General features: G+C 61.3%; 19 protein-coding genes. 18 read left to right on the forward strand and 1 reads right to left on the reverse strand.

From position 1 onward, the window contains the following. Positions 1-128: 128 nt before the first annotated feature. The 16 genes from NL116_RS11055 (at position 129) to NL116_RS11130 (ending at position 14,665) form a co-directional block, all read left to right on the forward strand. Positions 129-785 carry a cytochrome c3 family protein gene (locus NL116_RS11055; RefSeq protein ID WP_494377173.1) on the forward strand — a complete coding sequence of 219 codons (657 nt, stop codon included), beginning with the start codon at positions 129-131 and terminating at the stop codon, positions 783-785. Continuing rightward, positions 782-3,679, forward strand: a complete 2,898-nt coding sequence (locus NL116_RS11060) for a TAT-variant-translocated molybdopterin oxidoreductase (RefSeq protein WP_494377174.1) — start codon at positions 782-784, stop codon at positions 3,677-3,679. The genes NL116_RS11055 and NL116_RS11060 overlap by 4 nt, the downstream gene beginning before the upstream one ends. Beyond that, entirely contained in the window at positions 3,669-5,033 is a 1,365-nt protein-coding gene (gene nrfD / locus NL116_RS11065) for an NrfD/PsrC family molybdoenzyme membrane anchor subunit (RefSeq protein ID WP_494377175.1), read from the forward strand. Before NL116_RS11060 ends, nrfD begins: the two co-directional genes overlap by 11 nt. Next, positions 5,026-5,550: a DUF3341 domain-containing protein gene (locus tag NL116_RS11070; protein WP_494377176.1), complete on the forward strand. Its 525-nt coding sequence runs from the start codon at positions 5,026-5,028 to the stop codon at positions 5,548-5,550. Before nrfD ends, NL116_RS11070 begins: the two co-directional genes overlap by 8 nt. After that, on the forward strand, positions 5,547-6,080 hold the full coding sequence (locus NL116_RS11075) for a c-type cytochrome (protein WP_494377177.1): 534 nt from the start codon (positions 5,547-5,549) through the stop codon (positions 6,078-6,080). The genes NL116_RS11070 and NL116_RS11075 overlap by 4 nt, the downstream gene beginning before the upstream one ends. After that, positions 6,077-7,075 (forward strand): hypothetical protein, encoded by a 999-nt coding sequence (locus NL116_RS11080; protein ID WP_494377178.1) that lies wholly within the window; start codon positions 6,077-6,079, stop codon positions 7,073-7,075. The genes NL116_RS11075 and NL116_RS11080 overlap by 4 nt, the downstream gene beginning before the upstream one ends. Further along, positions 7,065-7,451 (forward strand): hypothetical protein, encoded by a 387-nt coding sequence (locus tag NL116_RS11085; protein ID WP_494377179.1) that lies wholly within the window; start codon positions 7,065-7,067, stop codon positions 7,449-7,451. The genes NL116_RS11080 and NL116_RS11085 overlap by 11 nt, the downstream gene beginning before the upstream one ends. After that, complete coding sequence (locus NL116_RS11090; protein ID WP_494377180.1) at positions 7,441-8,241, forward strand: SCO family protein; 801 nt, start codon at positions 7,441-7,443, stop codon at positions 8,239-8,241. The genes NL116_RS11085 and NL116_RS11090 overlap by 11 nt, the downstream gene beginning before the upstream one ends. Continuing rightward, a complete protein-coding gene (gene coxB / locus NL116_RS11095; protein ID WP_494377181.1) occupies positions 8,238-9,182 on the forward strand; it encodes a cytochrome c oxidase subunit II in 945 nt (314 codons plus the stop codon). The genes NL116_RS11090 and coxB overlap by 4 nt, the downstream gene beginning before the upstream one ends. Next, complete coding sequence (locus tag NL116_RS11100; protein WP_494377182.1) at positions 9,179-10,777, forward strand: cytochrome c oxidase subunit I; 1,599 nt, start codon at positions 9,179-9,181, stop codon at positions 10,775-10,777. Before coxB ends, NL116_RS11100 begins: the two co-directional genes overlap by 4 nt. Beyond that, positions 10,764-11,405: a cytochrome c oxidase subunit 3 gene (locus tag NL116_RS11105; RefSeq protein WP_494377183.1), complete on the forward strand. Its 642-nt coding sequence runs from the start codon at positions 10,764-10,766 to the stop codon at positions 11,403-11,405. Before NL116_RS11100 ends, NL116_RS11105 begins: the two co-directional genes overlap by 14 nt. A gap of 1 nt (position 11,406) precedes the next feature. Continuing rightward, a complete protein-coding gene (locus tag NL116_RS11110) occupies positions 11,407-11,661 on the forward strand; it encodes a hypothetical protein (RefSeq protein ID WP_494377184.1) in 255 nt (84 codons plus the stop codon). Between the two features lie 97 nt (positions 11,662-11,758). After that, a complete protein-coding gene (locus NL116_RS11115) occupies positions 11,759-12,970 on the forward strand; it encodes a carboxylate-amine ligase (RefSeq protein WP_494377185.1) in 1,212 nt (403 codons plus the stop codon). Between the two features lie 209 nt (positions 12,971-13,179). Beyond that, positions 13,180-13,680 carry a CinA family protein gene (locus NL116_RS11120; protein WP_494378038.1) on the forward strand — a complete coding sequence of 167 codons (501 nt, stop codon included), beginning with the start codon at positions 13,180-13,182 and terminating at the stop codon, positions 13,678-13,680. Between the two features lie 9 nt (positions 13,681-13,689). Continuing rightward, positions 13,690-14,208 carry a hypothetical protein gene (locus NL116_RS11125; RefSeq protein ID WP_494377186.1) on the forward strand — a complete coding sequence of 173 codons (519 nt, stop codon included), beginning with the start codon at positions 13,690-13,692 and terminating at the stop codon, positions 14,206-14,208. Between the two features lie 7 nt (positions 14,209-14,215). Then, positions 14,216-14,665, forward strand: coding sequence for a DUF421 domain-containing protein (locus tag NL116_RS11130; RefSeq protein ID WP_494377187.1), 450 nt, complete (start codon positions 14,216-14,218; stop codon positions 14,663-14,665). A gap of 46 nt (positions 14,666-14,711) precedes the next feature. Here the strand turns inward: NL116_RS11130 and NL116_RS11135 are convergent, their stop codons facing one another. Further along, entirely contained in the window at positions 14,712-14,915 is a 204-nt protein-coding gene (locus tag NL116_RS11135; protein WP_494378039.1) for a hypothetical protein, read from the reverse strand. A gap of 321 nt (positions 14,916-15,236) precedes the next feature. Between NL116_RS11135 and NL116_RS11140 the strand changes: the two genes are divergently transcribed. Both NL116_RS11140 and NL116_RS11145 read left to right on the forward strand, forming a co-directional pair. Continuing rightward, a complete protein-coding gene (locus NL116_RS11140) occupies positions 15,237-16,376 on the forward strand; it encodes a glutathione-independent formaldehyde dehydrogenase (RefSeq protein WP_494377188.1) in 1,140 nt (379 codons plus the stop codon). A gap of 69 nt (positions 16,377-16,445) precedes the next feature. Beyond that, entirely contained in the window at positions 16,446-16,595 is a 150-nt protein-coding gene (locus NL116_RS11145) for a hypothetical protein (protein WP_494378174.1), read from the forward strand. Positions 16,596-16,658: the final 63 nt, after the last annotated feature.

The following is a 16,658-nucleotide window of genomic DNA, read 5'->3' on the forward strand; positions in this document are numbered from 1 at the left end:
GTAAATGCGCCGCGTTGATCCGGACAAACCCAGGTTAGGTGTCTGGCCGGATTGAATCGCTAAAAAATAAGAACTCCTGGGCGTAAACGTAGCCATAGCCTTAAGAACCTGAATTCTGGAACCCGGCGATGGCGCAGATCTTCAGCCGCTCGGCCGATACCTGGCTGCGCCTGGGGCTACTGATGCTGTTCGTCGGCCTCGCGGGAGGCTTGCTCGTGGTGTTGGCCCTGGACCGCTCCGATTACCGAACCGGCCGTAACTGGGTGGTCGAGCAGCCGTTGCCGTTCAGCCATGCGCACCATGCGGGCGAGCTGAGGATCGATTGCCGCTACTGCCACAGCTCGGTGGAATCCTCCTCGATGGCCAGTCTGCCGCCCACCGAAACCTGCATGACCTGCCACTCGCAAATCTGGAAGAACGCCGACGTGCTCGAGCCGTTGCGCAAAAGCCTGCGCGAGCAACAGCCCTTGCATTGGCAGCGCGTGGTCGAGCTGCCGGATTACGTGTACTTCCACCACGGCGTGCATGTGAATGCCGGCGTCGGCTGCAGCGAATGCCACGGCGCGGTGGACCGTATGCAACTGTTGTTCAAGGCCGAACCGCTGAACATGGGGCAATGCCTGGCTTGTCATCGCGATCCGGCACCGCACCTGCGTCCGGTCGGGCAGGTCACCGCACAGCAATGGCACACCGACGAGGATCGGCGGGTGCTCGGTGAACGCCTGATGAAAGACCGGCACATTGATCCGCAAGGCTTGACCGACTGCGGGACCTGTCATCGATGAGCGCCTCCGTCATGGACTTTGCCGCACTGCGCGAACACCTCGCCGGGCTCAAGGGCGCCGCGTACTGGCGCGGGCTTGAAGCGTTGGCGGCGACCCCCGAGGCGCAGGCGTTGATCGAAGCTGAATTTCCCGGCACCGCACCCCTGATGGACCGTCGGCGGTTTCTGCAATTGATGGCAGCGTCTCTGGCCATGGCCGGTCTCGCGGCCTGCGGCAAAACCCCTGAACACGCCGTGCCGGCGGTCCGTCAGGCGCCGCAACTGACCCCCGGCGTTGCGAGCTGGTACGCCACCGCCATCCCCTTTTGCGGCATTGCCCAACCGGTGCTTGGCAAGACTCTGGCCGGGAGGCCGATCAAACTCGAAGGCAATCCGCAACACCCGATGTCCGGTGGTACGTGCGATGCCTTCACCCAGGCAGCAATCTTGCAGTTGTACGACCCGGACCGCTCCCAAGCCCCGCGCTTCAAGGGCCGGGATACCAGTTGGGACGAGGTGCGCGGTGCGCTGGCCCGGCAAAGACTGAAGCTGGACGCCGCCCAAGGCAAAGGCCTGCACATCGTCTGCGGCGCAAGCAGTTCGCCGACCCTGGCGCGGCAATTTGAGGCGCTGCGTCGGCGCTGGCCCGAGGCGCGCTTTTATCACGCCGAACCCTTCGCCGAAACCGAAGCCTTGCGCACCAGCGAGCGGGTGTTCGGCCAGCCGTTGCAGGCCCGGCGCTCCCTGCAGAACGCCGAAGTGCTGGTCTGCCTGGAAGACGATCCGCTGGGCAGTGGTCCACGCCAGACCCCGTTGCAACGCGGTTGGGCCGAACGTCGACGGCAAGCGGCGCAGGGGCAGGGCGTGGCGTTGTCGTTTGTCGCCGAGAGCATTCCCACCCTGACCGGCGCCGCCGCGACTCGCCGACTGGCGATAGCGCCGTCGCGACTGCCCGACCTGACGCTGGCGCTGAGTCGGGCATTGGGCGAAAACGTCGTCGATCAGCCACGCTTGAGTACGCGTCAACTCAACTGGGTCGAGGCCGCCGCCGCAGCGCTCAAGGCTCATCCCGGCCGCGGCCTGGTCTGCGTCGGCTCGCAAGCGGCGGTGGATGTGCAGGCTCAGGTGATGCGGCTTAACCAACGCCTGGGCGCGCACGGCCAGACGCTGAACTGGCAGGCGCCGTCGTTGCTGGGTTACGAACGCGGACAATTCTGGGCACCGCTGGAGCAGTTGAGCCAGCAACTGGCCGGCGGCAATGTCAGTCAGTTGATGCTGCTCGATTGCAATCCTTTGCCCGGCTCGGCACCGGAATTGGGCCTGGAAGGCTTGATGCAAAAGGTGCCGTTCTGCCTGCACGCCGGGCTGTATTACGACGAAAGCGCCGCGCATTGTCATTGGCATGTCCCCCTCAACCATGCGCTTGACGGCTGGACCGACGCGCGGGCGGCGGACGGCAGCGCCTGCATTGTTCAGCCATTGATCGAGCCGATGTATTCGACCCGCACCGTGCATCAGCTCATCGAGTTGTGGCTGACGTCCGCCGACAGCGATGCCTTGAGTCAAGTGCGCACCACATGGGGCCATGTCGAGCAAGAGCAGTGGCGTCAGGCGTTGGCCGATGGCTGGATCGAATCCGCGTCGGCGCCGATCGACGTCCCTGCCACCGGCACAGTGGCGGTGAACCTTCCCGACCCCGAAGGCCTGGAAGCCGTGGTGCGTCCGGACCCGTGCGTGTGGGACGGGCGATTCGCCAACCTGGGCTGGCTGCAGGAATTACCCAAACCCATCAGCACCCTGACCTGGAGCAACGTGGTCGGGTTATCGCCACGGCTGGCGGAACAGGTCGGAGTGAGCAATGGCGACGGCGTCGAAGTGGCGCTGCCGGGCCAGTTGCTTCGCGGTGCGGCGTGGATTGAGCCGGGCCAGGCCGATCAGGTCATTGCCCTTTATGCCGGTTACGGGCGTCGTCATGCCGGGCGGGTGGGCAACGGCCTGGGCTACGCGGTGCGCCCCCTCCAGGCTTCATCAGTGAGTGCGTCGGTGCGTGCAAGTGGCGAGCGCCATGTCCTGGCGTTCACGCAGGCTCATCACCTGTTGCCGCACGACGAGACCCCGCCGATTCGCCTGGTGCCGCGGGATCGGCCGCAGCTTCCGGCAGAACGGATTCCGGTGTCGCTCTACACCCCTGCCGCGGACAGCGGCCCGCAATGGGGCATGGTGATCGACCTTGACCTGTGCACCGGCTGCAATGCCTGCGTCACGGCGTGTCAGGCAGAAAACAACATTGCGGTGGTCGGAGCTGAACAGGTCGCCAACGGGCGCAGCATGCACTGGCTGCGCATCGACCATTATTACCAGGGCTCCCTGGACGCGCCGCGCTCGCGCTTTCAACCCTTGCCGTGCATGCATTGCGAACAGGCGCCCTGTGAAACCGGCTGCCCGGTGAACGCCACCGTGCACAGCCGCGATGGTTTGAACCAGATGGTCTACAACCGCTGCATCGGCACCCGCACCTGTGCGTCGTACTGCCCGTACAAGGTGCGGCGCTTCAATTGGCTGGACTGGAGCGCCAACGCCGCCCCGTCGATTCAGGCGCAACGCAACCCCGAGGTGACCGTTCGCTCGCGCGGAGTGATGGAGAAGTGCACCTACTGCACGCAACGCATCAGCGCCGCGCGGATCGACGGCAAGCAACAGGGCGGCGAGTTCGACGCTGGCACCGTGGTCACCGCCTGCCAGCAGACCTGCCCGAGTCAGGCGATCCGCTTCGGCGACGTCGCCGACCCCGCCAGCGCCGTCAGCAGCGGCCGCCGTGATCCACGGCATTACCGTCTGCTTGAAGCCTTGGGCACGCGCCCGCGCACCAGTTACCTGGCACGCATCGAGGATGGGGAGGGCAGCGATGAAGCCTGAACCTCTGTTGCACGACACCGGGCATTTCCTGCCCCGGGACCTGAGCGATCAGCAGGTGTCGCGCCAGGTGTTCGGCCCGTTGCAGCAGTTTCCGCACCGGGTGGCCTGGCGCTGGTTGTTCGGCCTCGGCCTCGCTTTGCTGCTGATGTACCTGGCCGCCGCCACGGTGCTGCTGGCCAACGGCGTGGGCATGTGGGGCAACAATCATCCGGTGCATTGGGGCTTCGGCATTCTCAATTACATCTGGTGGCTGGGCATTGGTCACGCCGGTACCTTCATCTCGGCACTGCTGTGGTTGATCGAGCGACCGTGGCGGCACAGCCTCAATCGCCTCGCGGAACTGATGACCCTGATGGCGGTGATCTGCGCCGCGTTGTACCCGATCCTGCACCTGGGGCGGCCCTGGCTGTTCTACTGGACCATGCCGTACCCGAATGAAATGGGCCTGTGGCCACAGTTCAAGAGCCCGACCGCGTGGGACATGTTTGCGATCCTGTCGTACCTCACCGTGTCGGTGCTGTTTCTGCTGGTGGGGGCGATTCCCGATTTTGCCACCGCCCGGGACCGTGCCACCGGGGTCATTGCGCAACGCCTGTATGGCCTGATGGCGCTGGGTTGGCGCGGTTCGCAGCGGCACTGGGCGCTATGGCGACAGACCACGCGCGTGTTGGCGATGCTGGCGATTGCGCTGGTGTTCGCGGTGTCCAGCGGCTATTCCTTTCTGCTGACCATGGGCCCGCAAAGCGGTTGGCACTCGACGCTGTTCCCGCCGTACTTCGTGGCCGGCGCGGTGTTCTCCGGTTTTGCCCTGGTGGCGTTGCTCGCCATTGGCGTGCGCTGGCTGCTGCGCATCGAAGCGCTGATCACCCTGCGACACCTGGACATGCTCGGGCGCCTGTTGCTGGCGACCGGTTTGATGACGGCCTACGGCTATTTGACGGACCTGTTCATGCCGTTCTACAGCGGCGATGCTCATGAAATCGACGTTTTGATGACGCGCTTGGCCGGGCCGCATGCCTGGAGTTTCTGGCTGGCCATTGTCTGCAACGCCGGCGTGCTCCAGTCATTGTGGTGGCGGTCGATGCGCCAGCGGCCGGGCACATTGGCGGCAGTGGCGCTGGCGGTGCTGGTGGGCATGTGGGCCGAGCGGTTCATGTTGTTGATTGCGCCGCAGACCCGGGATTTCCTGATCTCGGCGTGGGGTGGTTACACCCCGACGCTAGGGGACTGGAGCCTGTTTATCGGAAGCTTCGGCGTGTTTCTGGTGCCCTACAGTCTGTTCCTGCGCTATGTGCCCATGGTCTCGGCGTTCGAGGTCAAACAGGCGCTGCACAAGGAGCGTGGCGATGCCTGACTTCCTGGGCTTGCTGGCTGAGTTCGATGCGCCGCAACCACTGGTTGAGGCCAGCCTGCATGCCTGGTCCCTGGGTTACCGGCGCCTTGATGCGTTTGCGCCGTTTCCGCTGGAAGCGCTGCTGCCGCTGTTCAACCCCAGGGCGTCTAGGGTGCCGCGCATCGCTGGCGTCGGGGCGCTGCTGGGCATCGCGCTGGCGTTGTGGATGCAGGTCGGCTCGGTCCTGAGCTACCCGCTGAACGTCGGTGGCCGGCCGTTGATTGCCGGGCCGTCGCTGATGGTGGTGACGTTTTTGTTCGGCATTGTCGGGGCCGCGGTGGCAGCCGTTCTGACGCTGCTGATCGGCAGTCGCCTGCCACGGCTGCATCACCCGCTGTTCGGCGCACAGGCGTTTGAACGGGCCAGCGACGATGGCTTCTTTCTGTTCATCGACGCCAACGACCCACTGTTCGACGAACCAGTCACCCGCGCCTGGCTGGCCGAACGGGCGATCAAGGTGCACGAGGTTCAGCCATGAACGTCTGGCCGTGGGCCTTGCTGATCGCCGTGCTGTGCGGTGGCTGCGATGACATGTCGCGCCAGGCCAAGGTTCAGGAGCAACGCCCCGGTGCCTTGTTCGCCAATGGCTTGAGCAGTCACCAGCCTCCCGCCGGCACGGTCGCCCGCGGGCAGCTGGCCCGCGAAGCGATGGTGCGGCAGCGTCCGCCGATGACCGAGGCACTGCTCGATCGCGGCGAAGCGAGTTATCAGACATTTTGCACGCCCTGTCATGGCCTGAGTGGACGGGGCGATGGTCTGGTGGTCGGTCGTGGCTTCCCCGCGCCGCCGCCCTTCACCGAAGCACGCTTGCTTGGGACTTCCGATGCTCAACTGATGGAGGTGATCGCCCAGGGCAAAGGCTTGATGTACGGCTACGAGTCGCGCATCCCGCCGGCCGAGCGCTGGGCCATTGTCGCCTATGTACGCGTGTTGCAATTGAGCCAGCATGCGTCCCTGGACCGCTTGCCCGAGTCCGTGCGGCAAGCGTTCGAGGAGGGCGCTCCATGAGTCGCCTGACCGCAGCCTTCGCCATTGGCGCCGGCGCCGTCGTGATGCTCGGACTCTGGCAACCGGCCGGGGTCGGCGTCGGCGCATTGGCCGCCGCCGTCAACGGCAGCAACATCGTCTTTGGCTGTTTGTTGTTGGCGCTGCTGACGCCCTTGATCAAAGGCCGCTGGCAAGTGCTGCTGGCACCGGGCAGTCGATTGGGGGGCAGCGCGGTTGTGTGGCTATTGCCCATGCTGCTGCCGGTGTTATTCGCCATGGCGTGGGTGTATCCGTGGTACGCGGTCGAGGGTTCCGGGTTTCGCGGGGTGTGGTTGTCGCCGTGGTTCTTTGTGCTGCGCACCGTTCTGTACGCTGCAATTGCGCTGGTTCTGCGACGCTGGGCGCCCCGGCGCTGTGGTCCGGGGCTGATTGTTTACGCACTGGTCGCCAGCCTTGCGGCGGTCGACTGGTTGATGTCGTTGCAGCCGGGGTTTGCCTCCAGCATTTTTGGTTTGCTGTTGATCGCGCGACAACTGCTCGAGGGCCTGGCATTCGCCGGTCTCTGCGTATTGTGCTGGAACCTCGTGGAGCTGCCCGCGCCACAGTGTCAGGTGTTGCGAGGATTGCTGGTCAGCGCGCTGGCCTTCTGGGCGTACGTACACTTTATGCAGTACCTGATCATCTGGTCGGTCAACCTTGAACACGAAACCCAGTGGTATCGCGTGCGCGAAGTCGGTGCATGGGGTGTGGTCAGCGCGGTGCTGGTGGCGGGGCAATTGGCTTGCCTGTTGGCGTTGGCTTCGCCGTGGGGTGGTCGACCACGGGTGCTGGTCCGGGGCTGTGTAGCTATTCTGTTGCTGGGGACGCTGGAGTCGATCTGGCTCAGTTTGCCATCGGCGTTCCCTGAGGTTTCACTCGTGGCTGGGGTCGTGGCGCTGCTCTGTCAAGGCGTTTACGGCCTCGGCCTGTGGACCTGGTGGCGTTGGCAATGGCAAAGGAGGCGCCATGAAACCTGAAGAGCCGCGTGGCTATGAACCCAATCGGGTCGACCGTTACAAAGTCGCCGGTCTGGTGGTGTTACTGCTGGCCGCCATTGTGCTGTGCCTGACCGGAGTGGCCTGGCTGCTCAATGGTTATCAGCAGCGCGCGGCGGCGCAACAACCACCCTTGAGCGGTCTCGAACGGGAACGTCTGCTACCGCCGGTTCCACGCTTGCAAGCGCAGCCACGGCAGGACGGCGAACGGCAGCTCGCCGCCGAACGCATTCACCTCGACAGCTTCGGTTGGGTCGACCGCGAACACCGCGTCGTCCACCTTCCTCTGGAGCAAGCGCGGCAGATCATCCTGCAGCAAGGTTGGCCAACAAACGCGGACGCACCCCATGAACCTTGAACGGGGCGCGTTGCTGCTGGCGCTGCTGTGGCTGATGACGCTGCAACACAGCGTCGGGCAGCCATTCGACCCGTTTGCTGCCGCCGGCATCGACCCGGCCCGGGTCGGCGAGCATCTGGCACTGGACACGCGGTTTATCGATCAGCACGACCATCCGGTTCGTTTGGGCAACCTGTTGAACGGCAAGCCCACCCTACTGGTGCCTGTGTATTTCCGCTGCCCGAACGTTTGCGGCGCGGCGCTTTCGACGTTGTTCAGCCAACTGGCCCATCAGCCTTACCGGATCGGCCGCGACTTTCAGGTGATCGCCTTCAGCTTCGACCCGCGGGAAGACGCCACGGCCGCCCGTGACGAGCTGGCCCAACTCAGCCAGCACTGGCCGGCGCTGTCAAACGAACCGGGCCTGCATTTGCTCATTGGCGATGCGGGCGCCAGTCAGGCCTTGGCCGATTCGCTCGGGTTTGGCTACCGCTATGACGATCACCAGCAGCAATACGCCCACAGCTCCGCCGTCGCCGTGGTGACCGGCGATGGACGTCTGTCGCGCTGGCTCTACGGCCTCGGTTATCAGGCCGACGATCTGCGCCTGGGATTGACCGAAGCCGGGCAGGGCCGGTTAGGGGCGCTCAAGGAACAACTGCTGTTGCTGTGTTATCACTACGATCCGCAGAGCGGCACCTATAACAGCCGGATCATCCTGTTGCTGCAGGTGGCCGGCGTCGCGACCGTGCTGGCGCTGGGCGTGTTCATCCTGCTGGCGTTGCGCCGTGAACGCCGGAGGCTGTCATGAACGAACGCTTCCTGCCTTTGTGGCCCGAGCAGGCGTCGGATTACGCGGTATCGGTCGACTGGCTGGTGATCGGGTTCACCGGGATGATGGCGTTGTTCGTGGTGCCGGTGTTCGTGGCGCTGTGGATTTTCATCTGGCGTTATCGGCGCGGGAAAAAGGCCGATCGCGATCATCGGCCGCGGAGCAATCTGCCGATCGAACTGGCGTGGATTATTCTGCCGCTCATGGGTTCGCTGGTGATCTTTGTGTTCTCGGCGCGGCTGTTCTTTTTTGCCCGTACGCCACCGGCCGATGCCCTGGAAGTGCAGGTCACCGCGCGCCAATGGATGTGGAAATTCCAGCATCAGGGCGGGCAGCGCGAGATCAACACCCTGCACGTCCCGGCGCGGCGCCCGGTGAAGCTGACGATGATTTCCGAGGACGTGATCCACAGCCTGTTTTTTCCCAGCCTGCGCATCAAGCAGGACGTGCTGCCGGGGCGCTACAGCATGCTCTGGTTCCAGGCCAGTCACAGCGGCACCTATCAGGTGTACTGCGCTGAATACTGCGGCACCGACCATGCCGCGATGCTCGCCCGGCTGGTGGTGCTTGACCCGGGCGACTACGAGCAATGGCTGCAGGATAACGGCAGCGCCGCCGACCTGGTCGATCAGGGCCAGGATTTGTACCGTCAATACGGCTGCGGCAGCTGCCATGATTCCGCGAGCGCGCCACCCCTGGCGGGCCTATTCAACCGCTCGGTGCGTCTGACCGATGGCAGCCAGGTGGTGGCCGACGACGCCTACCTGCATGACAGCATCCTTCTGCCTCAAAAACAGGTGGTGGCCGGCTACCTGCCGATCATGCCGACCTACAGTAATCTATTGGACGAAGAAGCCGTGCTGCGCCTGGTGGCTTACCTGCGTTCATTGCCCGCTACTGCCACCGGGGATCCGAAATGAACTCGCCCAGCTATTTGTACCGGCAAGGCTTGCTGTCGTGGTTCCTGACCCAGGATCACAAGCGCATCGCCGTGCTGTACATGATTACCGTGACTTTCTTTTTCTTCGTCGGCGGGCTGGCGGCGAGCCTGATCCGAATCGAGCTGGTGACGCCCAACGGCGACCTGCTGACCGCCGACGGCTACAACCGTGCGTTCACCTTGCACGGGGTGATCATGGTCTGGTTCTTCCTGATCCCGTCGATCCCCAGCGTGTTCGGCAACTTCCTGGTGCCGATCATGATCGGCGCCCGGGACATGGCGTTCCCGCGCCTGAACCTGTTCAGCTGGTACCTGCTGCTGGGAGGCGGTTTATTCACCTTGCTGGCGTTGCTGCTCGGCGGGGTCGATACCGGCTGGACCTTCTACACGCCGCTGTCCACGATGTTCAGCAACGGCCACGTGGTGGCGGTGATCTGCGGTGTGTTCATCGCCGGGTTCTCCTCGATCTTCACCGGCATCAACATCATCGCCACCGTGCACACGTTGCGCGCGCCGGGCATGACCTGGATGCGCCTGCCGTTGTTCATCTGGGCGATGTACGCGACCTCGATCATTCTGGTACTGGCCACGCCCGTGCTGGCGATCACCTTGTTGCTGGTGGCTGCCGAGCACCTGTTCAACATCGGCGTGTTCGACCCGCGGCTGGGCGGCGATCCGCTGCTGTTCCAGCACCTGTTCTGGTTCTACAGCCATCCGGCGGTGTACATCATGATTCTGCCGGCGATGGGGGTGGTCAGCGAGCTGATCACCGCGGCCGGGCACAAGCGCATCTTCGGTTATCGCTTTGTCGCCTGGTCGAGCGTGGCAATCGCGGTGATTGGTTTCCTGGTCTGGGGGCATCACATGTTTGTCGCCGGTCAGTCGATGTACGCCAGCCTGGTGTTTTCGCTGTTGAGCTTTCTGGTGTCGATCCCCTCGGCGATCAAGGCCTACAACTGGAGCGCGACGCTGTACAAAAGCGACCTGACCCTGCACGCACCCTTCCTGTTTGCCCTGACCTTTATCGGGCTGTTCATCATCGGCGGGGTGACCGGGTTGTTCCTGGCGCTGCTGGCGGCCGATTTGCATGCTCATGACACTTACTTCGTGGTCGCTCATTTCCACTACATCATGGTCGGCGCGGCGGTGGCCGGGTACTTCGGTGCTTTACATTTCTGGTGGCCGAAAATTACCGGTCGCATGTATTCGCAGCTGTGGGGGAAAATCACTGCGGTGCTGGTTTTCTGCGGCTTCAACCTGACGTTCTTTCCGCAGTTTTTACTCGGCTACCTGGGCATGCCCCGGCGTTACCACAGCTATGACCCGGACCTGCAATTCCTCAACGTATTGTCTTCCGCCGGGGCTTCGATTCTGGCGCTGGCCTACGCCTTGCCGTTTTTCTATCTGCTCGGTTCCCTGCGCTGGGGCGAGCGGGCGCAGATGAATCCCTGGGAGGCGGCCGGGCTGGAATGGCGCGTGCCGTCGCCGCCGCCGGTGCACAATTTCGAAGCCCCGGTGACCGTGGATTTCGAGGCCTACGATTACTCCCCGGAGGCGCGTCGTGATCCGCTCTGAGGACAGGCCTGCTGAACCCTTCGTGGCCTGGGCGCAGCAGCGTGAAGCGGCGCGGCTAGGCATGTGGCTGTTCCTCGCCGGCGAGGCGATGATGTTCGGCAGTCTGATCATGGCGGCGTGGTTGTACCGGTTGCAGCACCCCGACGGCGTCGCCGAAGCGGTGGCCGGTTTGCACTTCGGGTTGGCCACAGTCAACACCTTCATTCTGTTGACCAGCAGTTTGCTCATGACCCTCGCGCTGACCGCCAGCGAGCAGGTCAATGTGCCGCGTCTGCTTCGTTGTTTGATGGGCGCGACATTGTTAGGCGCGCTATTTCTCGCCTGCAAAGGCCTCGAATACAGCCTGGAATACCGCGAAGGATTGCTGCCCGGTTTCGCTGTGGATTCACCGTTGCACCTGCCGTCCGCGCGCTTGTACATGAACCTGTATTTCATTGCCACGGCGTTGCACGGCGTGCACGTAATGATCGCCGTCGGGTTGGGCATTTGGCTGTGCGTTGGTTTCGCACGCGGCCGGTTGCAAGGTCATCATGCCAGCACGCGACTGGAAATGGTCACCCTGTACTGGCATCTCGTGGACGGAATCTGGGTGTTGTTGTTCCCCACGCTCTACCTCGTGGGACGCTGAAATGAGCCCGTTGAGTGCGTTGAAAGTCTACGCCGGCCTGCTGCTGCTACTGGCCGTGGAGGTGTCGGTGGCGCTGTTCTGGCCGCGGCACCCCGGCTTGATCATGCTCGCCGCCGCTGGCCAGTTTTTGTTGCTGCTGGTGTTCTACCTGGGCCTCTATCGGCAGCGCGGTTGGGTGCAACTGTTTGGCTGGCTGTACCTGTTCTGGCTGCTGGTGATGACGGTGTTCATCCTTGGCGAGTCTGCAACCCGATGAATCAAGCGCCTTCGGTCGGCCCTCATGAACCGACGCCTTACCCGTTGATCCACCGGGTAAGAAATGGCTAACGCACACGTAAGCACGGAGGGCTTCGATGGACCTGAACCTGAAATTCGGTATTGAAGAGGAGTACTTCATCACTGACCTGAGCACCCGGCGCATGTCGGCGCAGCCTTCCGTCGCGGCGATCGAAGCGTGCCGGGCTGCGCTGGGGCCATGCTTTGCCTATGAAATGTTCCAGGGCCAGATCGAAGTCGCGTCTCCGGTGTTTACCTGCGTTCCAGAAGCTGCGCAGTATCTGGCGACGGTTCGCCGGACGTTGCGTCAAATCCTCGAGCCTTATGGCCTCGGCCTGCTCAGCGTTGGCAGCCATCCGTTAGCAGAGTGGCGTTTGCAGCAGCCCACGCAGCAAGATCATTTTCTGCAGTTGTTCGAGGACTACCAGCGCGTCGCCCGCCGCAGCCTGCTGTCCGGTCTGCACGTGCACGTGGAAGTGCCCGGCCACCTGGACCGAATCCGCGTGATGAACGAAGTCTTGCCGTGGACGCCATTGTTGTTGGCCCTCAGCAGCTCTTCGCCGTTCTGGGACGGCGCCGACAGCGGCTTCGACAGTTACCGCCAAACGGCCTGTGATGAGTGGCCGCGAATGGGCATTCCCGAATACCTGGAGGATCAAAAAGCTTACGATGCCTACCTCGCGCTGCTGATCCAGACCGGTACGATCCGCCAGGCCAGCGATTGCTGGTGGGGCGTACGTCCTGCGGCCAGGTACCCGACCTTGGAATTGCGCATGACCGACGCCTGTCCTCGCCTGGATGACAGCGCGTGTATCGCTTGTTTGTTTCGCCTGCTGGTGGCCGATGCCATTGCGCAACCGCACCCCGGCGCTGCCTATTCGCCAACCTCCCGGTTGATACTCCAGGAGAACCGTTGGCGGGCGAAACGCTACGGGGTTCACGCCTCGTTCATCGTTGAGGGTTACGACCGGCCGTTCACTCTGGAGCAGTGGCTGTTCAGGGCAGAGCAGACTTTGGGCGAGACGGCGCGAGAGCTAGGGGTAGAGTTGGTTTTCGCCCGAATCAGGCAATGGCTTCGGGACGGCACCAGCGCACAACGGCAGCGTGAGACCTGTCAGCGCGCGTTGCGCCGGGGTGAGGACGTTGGCACGGCGCTCTCGCAGGTGGTGGATCAGTTGCTGGTCGAAACGGCGCTGGAGCCCGACTTCTTTCAGGGCGAATTCCACGATCCACCTTCCGCAGCCCGTACCGCGTCGGCTTCAACCCGGCAGGCGACTCGCCGGACTTAGTCGCGCTGGCACGATTTGGCTGCCGGCACCTTGCTGCATTCGGCATGGTGTGCGTAATTAATTTTTGCCTTGGCGATCTGCACGTTCAATTGCAGCGCATCCCGGGGCCTTGAAAAAGGCGCCTATGACTTAAGGCCGGTGACTAAATGCAGGGAATGATCAGCCTCAAAAAGAGTCCACTGACAAATACTCAAGCGAAAGAAATAGTCATGTCTATTCCCGCTGAAACCGTTGCCTATCTACGCGAGCATTCGCTGCTGTTGACGACAGCTGAGTCGTGCACGGCGGGCAAGATCGTCACGCTACTCTCGGAAGTTGAAGGCAGCGGAGAACTGATCGAGAGCGGTTACGTGGTCTATTCCCCAGAGGCCAAACAACGTCTGCTCAGGGTGCGCGCCGAGACCATCAAGACCTTTAATCTGACCAGTTGTGAAGTCGCACGGGAAATGGCGTTGGGCGCGTTACATGACAGCACCGCGAATGTGGCCGTAGCGACTACCGGGATCCTCGGCCCTGAGGATGTCGACGGTATTCCGGCTGGAACCATCTGCTTCGCCTGGGCCTTTCAATCAGCAAAAGGTAGAAGCCTGTTTAGCCAGGAACATCGTTTTTTCGGTTCTCGCTGCGAGGTACAACTTCAGGCGGCGCAGCATGCGCTGAATTTGCTTCCACACTTTCATCATCGCGCTGAGGCCGGTGAGCGAGGGTAGGACCAGACCATGAATGACGACATGAATCAGGATGATTATCAGAGCCGCGGCTATCCCGTTCGCGAAGATATGCCTCACCAGATCAAGGTGTGGCGATTTGAGCGCCGGGGCTGGTATGCCTTGGTGGTCATAGTGATTCTGGGACTACTTGGGCTATTTTCGCGAGGCCCGATGAGCTCCCGGGATGTTCACGGAACCGATGGCAAGATGAGGGTGCAATACGAGCTAGTCCACCGCAGCGGCTCCTCCATCCCGATGATTATCAGTCTGATGGGTGCACCGGTCGCCACAGTGCAAGTCGAGCTGTCAGGCGAGTTCTTGAACGGCTTCAGTGTCGAGTCTATGCAACCTGAACCGGTGCGAGCCAGCAGCGCGGGCGAGGGGATGAAGCTGTGGCTGCAAACGGATACTCAAGGGAAAGCTAATCTTTATCTGACCTTGCGCGCTGACGGCCTCGGAATGTTCAGCACCCGAGTGACGTCGCCGGGAGCGACGTCCGTCAACCTCGATCAGTTTATTATCCCGTAGGTGACTTATGGATTCTGTATGGCGCGCAGCAGCGATGTATGTGGCCCTGATGGTGCTATTCAAAATCGCTGGCCGGCGGTCGTTGGCGGAATTAACGACCTTTGATTTTGTGCTTCTGATGATCATTGGTGAGGCAACGCAACAAGCGTTGCTGGGTGATGATTTTTCCTTCACCAACTCCATGCTGGTCATCGTCACACTTATTGCCATCGACGTCGGATTGTCGCTGCTTAAGCAACGCTCTGCATGGGTATCCAAACTGGTCGATGGCGAGCCGACAATCATCGTCGAAAACGGTGAAGTTCTGCATAAGCGCCTGCGTCATGCGCGGTTAGCGGTGACTGATGTAATGGAGGCTGCGCGTTCAAGTCAAGGGATAGAAACCATTGACCAGATCAAGTTTGCGATCCTTGAGCGCAACGGCAAGATTTCGGTAATTGCGCGTGAGCCTTCCTGAACGGCTGAGAATCTCCAGGGTTCCGGAACGTCCCAAGCACCCTGGTTTACTGGCCTTTATAGTTTTTTTTGAACCCGCGAAGGTTCATGAGAAAGAGGAATATTTGCAGGACGATTAACGCGTAGGCGTGCGCATACATACCCCAAATCACCCACAACACATTACTTGAGCTGAAGCAAACGAACCCAATCATTCGCCTTCTTGGCTGCTGAGATCCGATCAGCCACGCGGCCAGCACAGTGACAACCATCGCTGGCCATTGAACCCAGTCAAGATCGGCCAAATGCCTTACCCCCTACTGAATTGCATTCTTCAAATCGCCGGAGCTGTGGGACGAGTTTTCGCTGAACCCTGAATCCACCCCTTGGTCTTGCAGGGACATCTGCCAACGAAAATGCTCAAGCAAGAGATACTTTACGTTGCAAAAAATTCAGTAATTTCGACGCAGAACCTGTCGATTAACCGCTCGTCACTTCTGCACATCAATTGTTTGAACATACGTTCATTTCTTCCTGACAAATAAGTCTGAGCAGGCGAAATATGCCTTTCGCTTTGCTAATGGGAGAGCAATATGAAAGCCATCGTTTACAACGGCCCGCGCGACGTGAGTGTGCAAAATGTCGCCGACGCCAAAATTGAAAAACCGACAGACGTACTGGTTCGAATTACCACGACCAACATCTGTGGTTCGGATCTGCACATGTATGAAGGCCGCACCTCCATGGAGACAGGTCGTGTTTTTGGGCATGAGAATCTTGGTGAGGTTATCGAGGTGGGTGCCGGTGTTGATCGGGTCAAGGTGGGTGACCGCGTTTGCCTGCCGTTCAACATTGGCTGTGGGTTCTGTGAAAACTGCGAAAAGGGACTAACCGGTTTTTGCCTCACCGCAAACCCCGGTAGCGCAGGAGCTGCTTACGGTTTTGCAGAAATGGGGCCGTATCAAGGTGGGCAGGCTGAGTTGCTCCGAGTGCCTTACGCAGACTTCAACTGCCTGGTGCTACCGGAGGACGCGCAAGAGCGTGAAGACGACTACGTCATGCTGTCCGACATTTTTCCTACGGGCTGGCACGCCACGGAATTGGCCGGTCTTTTACCGGGTGAGAGTATTGCCATTTATGGTGCCGGCCCGGTGGGTCTGATGGCCGCTCACTCTGCGATGATCAAAGGTGCCTCGCAGGTATTCGTGGTCGACAACCATCCTGACCGATTGAAACTGGCTGCACAGATGGGCGCCACGCCAATCAACTCGCTGGAGAAGGAAGCGGTGGATCAGATTCTCAATCTGACTCACGGCAAGGGGACTGATCGCGGATGCGAATGCGTGGGTTATCAATGCTGCGACCGTCATGGTCACGAAGCCAATCACTTGACCATGAATAATCTCGTTGCATCGACCAAGGCTACCGGTGGGATTGGTGTCGTCGGTGTGTTTGTCCCGGAAGATCCAGGTGCAAAAAATGACCTCGCTAAGGAAGGCAAGATGGCCTTCGATTTCGGGGCTTTCTGGTTCAAGGGACAGCAGATTCGAACGGGGCAAGCCAACGTCAAAGTCTATAATCGTCGGCTGGCAGAACTCATTCACCACGGACGAGCCAACCCCGCGCAGATAATCTCCCATCGGCTGAAACTCGCTGAAGGACCCGCCGCCTATAAGCATTTCGACGCGCGTGACAATGGCTGGACAAAAGTTGTGCTCAAACCTGCGGCTTGAGTCGATGAATGGATGGGCGTGGTCAAAAGATCAGGCCCATTGACGAGCTTCGTGACCAGGAGAAAAAGGGTGAAAACAATCTACCTATGCTTGAGCTTTTGCGGTTTGTTCATGCTGCAAGGCTGCTTTGATAATTCGCAGAACACCACCAAGGACAACACCGATGGCACAAAGTCCTCTGTTCAAATGCAGCAGGGAAAGGCCGAGGAAAGCAAGTAGTTCAAAATTGCCCCAATAGCGGCCAATGAACATCAGATGGCGGACTATCGGCGGATAGGGGGG

This window comes from Pseudomonas sp. FBCC-B1667 (assembly GCF_059133255.1).

Excerpts from the sequence above, each read along its gene's own strand:
- NL116_RS11055 (WP_494377173.1), top strand. The coding sequence starts at position 129 with ATGGCGCAGATCTTCAGCCGCTCGGCCGATACCTGGCTGCGCCTGGGG.
- NL116_RS11060 (WP_494377174.1), top strand. The coding sequence starts at position 782 with ATGAGCGCCTCCGTCATGGACTTTGCCGCACTGCGCGAACACCTCGCC.
- nrfD (WP_494377175.1), top strand. The coding sequence starts at position 3,669 with ATGAAGCCTGAACCTCTGTTGCACGACACCGGGCATTTCCTGCCCCGG.
- NL116_RS11070 (WP_494377176.1), top strand. The coding sequence starts at position 5,026 with ATGCCTGACTTCCTGGGCTTGCTGGCTGAGTTCGATGCGCCGCAACCA.
- NL116_RS11075 (WP_494377177.1), top strand. The coding sequence starts at position 5,547 with ATGAACGTCTGGCCGTGGGCCTTGCTGATCGCCGTGCTGTGCGGTGGC.
- NL116_RS11080 (WP_494377178.1), top strand. The coding sequence starts at position 6,077 with ATGAGTCGCCTGACCGCAGCCTTCGCCATTGGCGCCGGCGCCGTCGTG.
- NL116_RS11085 (WP_494377179.1), top strand. The coding sequence starts at position 7,065 with ATGAAACCTGAAGAGCCGCGTGGCTATGAACCCAATCGGGTCGACCGT.
- NL116_RS11090 (WP_494377180.1), top strand. The coding sequence starts at position 7,441 with ATGAACCTTGAACGGGGCGCGTTGCTGCTGGCGCTGCTGTGGCTGATG.
- coxB (WP_494377181.1), top strand. The coding sequence starts at position 8,238 with ATGAACGAACGCTTCCTGCCTTTGTGGCCCGAGCAGGCGTCGGATTAC.
- NL116_RS11100 (WP_494377182.1), top strand. The coding sequence starts at position 9,179 with ATGAACTCGCCCAGCTATTTGTACCGGCAAGGCTTGCTGTCGTGGTTC.
- NL116_RS11110 (WP_494377184.1), top strand. The coding sequence starts at position 11,407 with ATGAGCCCGTTGAGTGCGTTGAAAGTCTACGCCGGCCTGCTGCTGCTA.
- NL116_RS11115 (WP_494377185.1), top strand. The coding sequence starts at position 11,759 with ATGGACCTGAACCTGAAATTCGGTATTGAAGAGGAGTACTTCATCACT.
- NL116_RS11120 (WP_494378038.1), top strand. The coding sequence starts at position 13,180 with ATGTCTATTCCCGCTGAAACCGTTGCCTATCTACGCGAGCATTCGCTG.
- NL116_RS11125 (WP_494377186.1), top strand. The coding sequence starts at position 13,690 with ATGAATGACGACATGAATCAGGATGATTATCAGAGCCGCGGCTATCCC.
- NL116_RS11130 (WP_494377187.1), top strand. The coding sequence starts at position 14,216 with ATGGATTCTGTATGGCGCGCAGCAGCGATGTATGTGGCCCTGATGGTG.
- NL116_RS11135 (WP_494378039.1), bottom strand. The coding sequence starts at position 14,915 with ATGGTTGTCACTGTGCTGGCCGCGTGGCTGATCGGATCTCAGCAGCCA.
- NL116_RS11140 (WP_494377188.1), top strand. The coding sequence starts at position 15,237 with ATGAAAGCCATCGTTTACAACGGCCCGCGCGACGTGAGTGTGCAAAAT.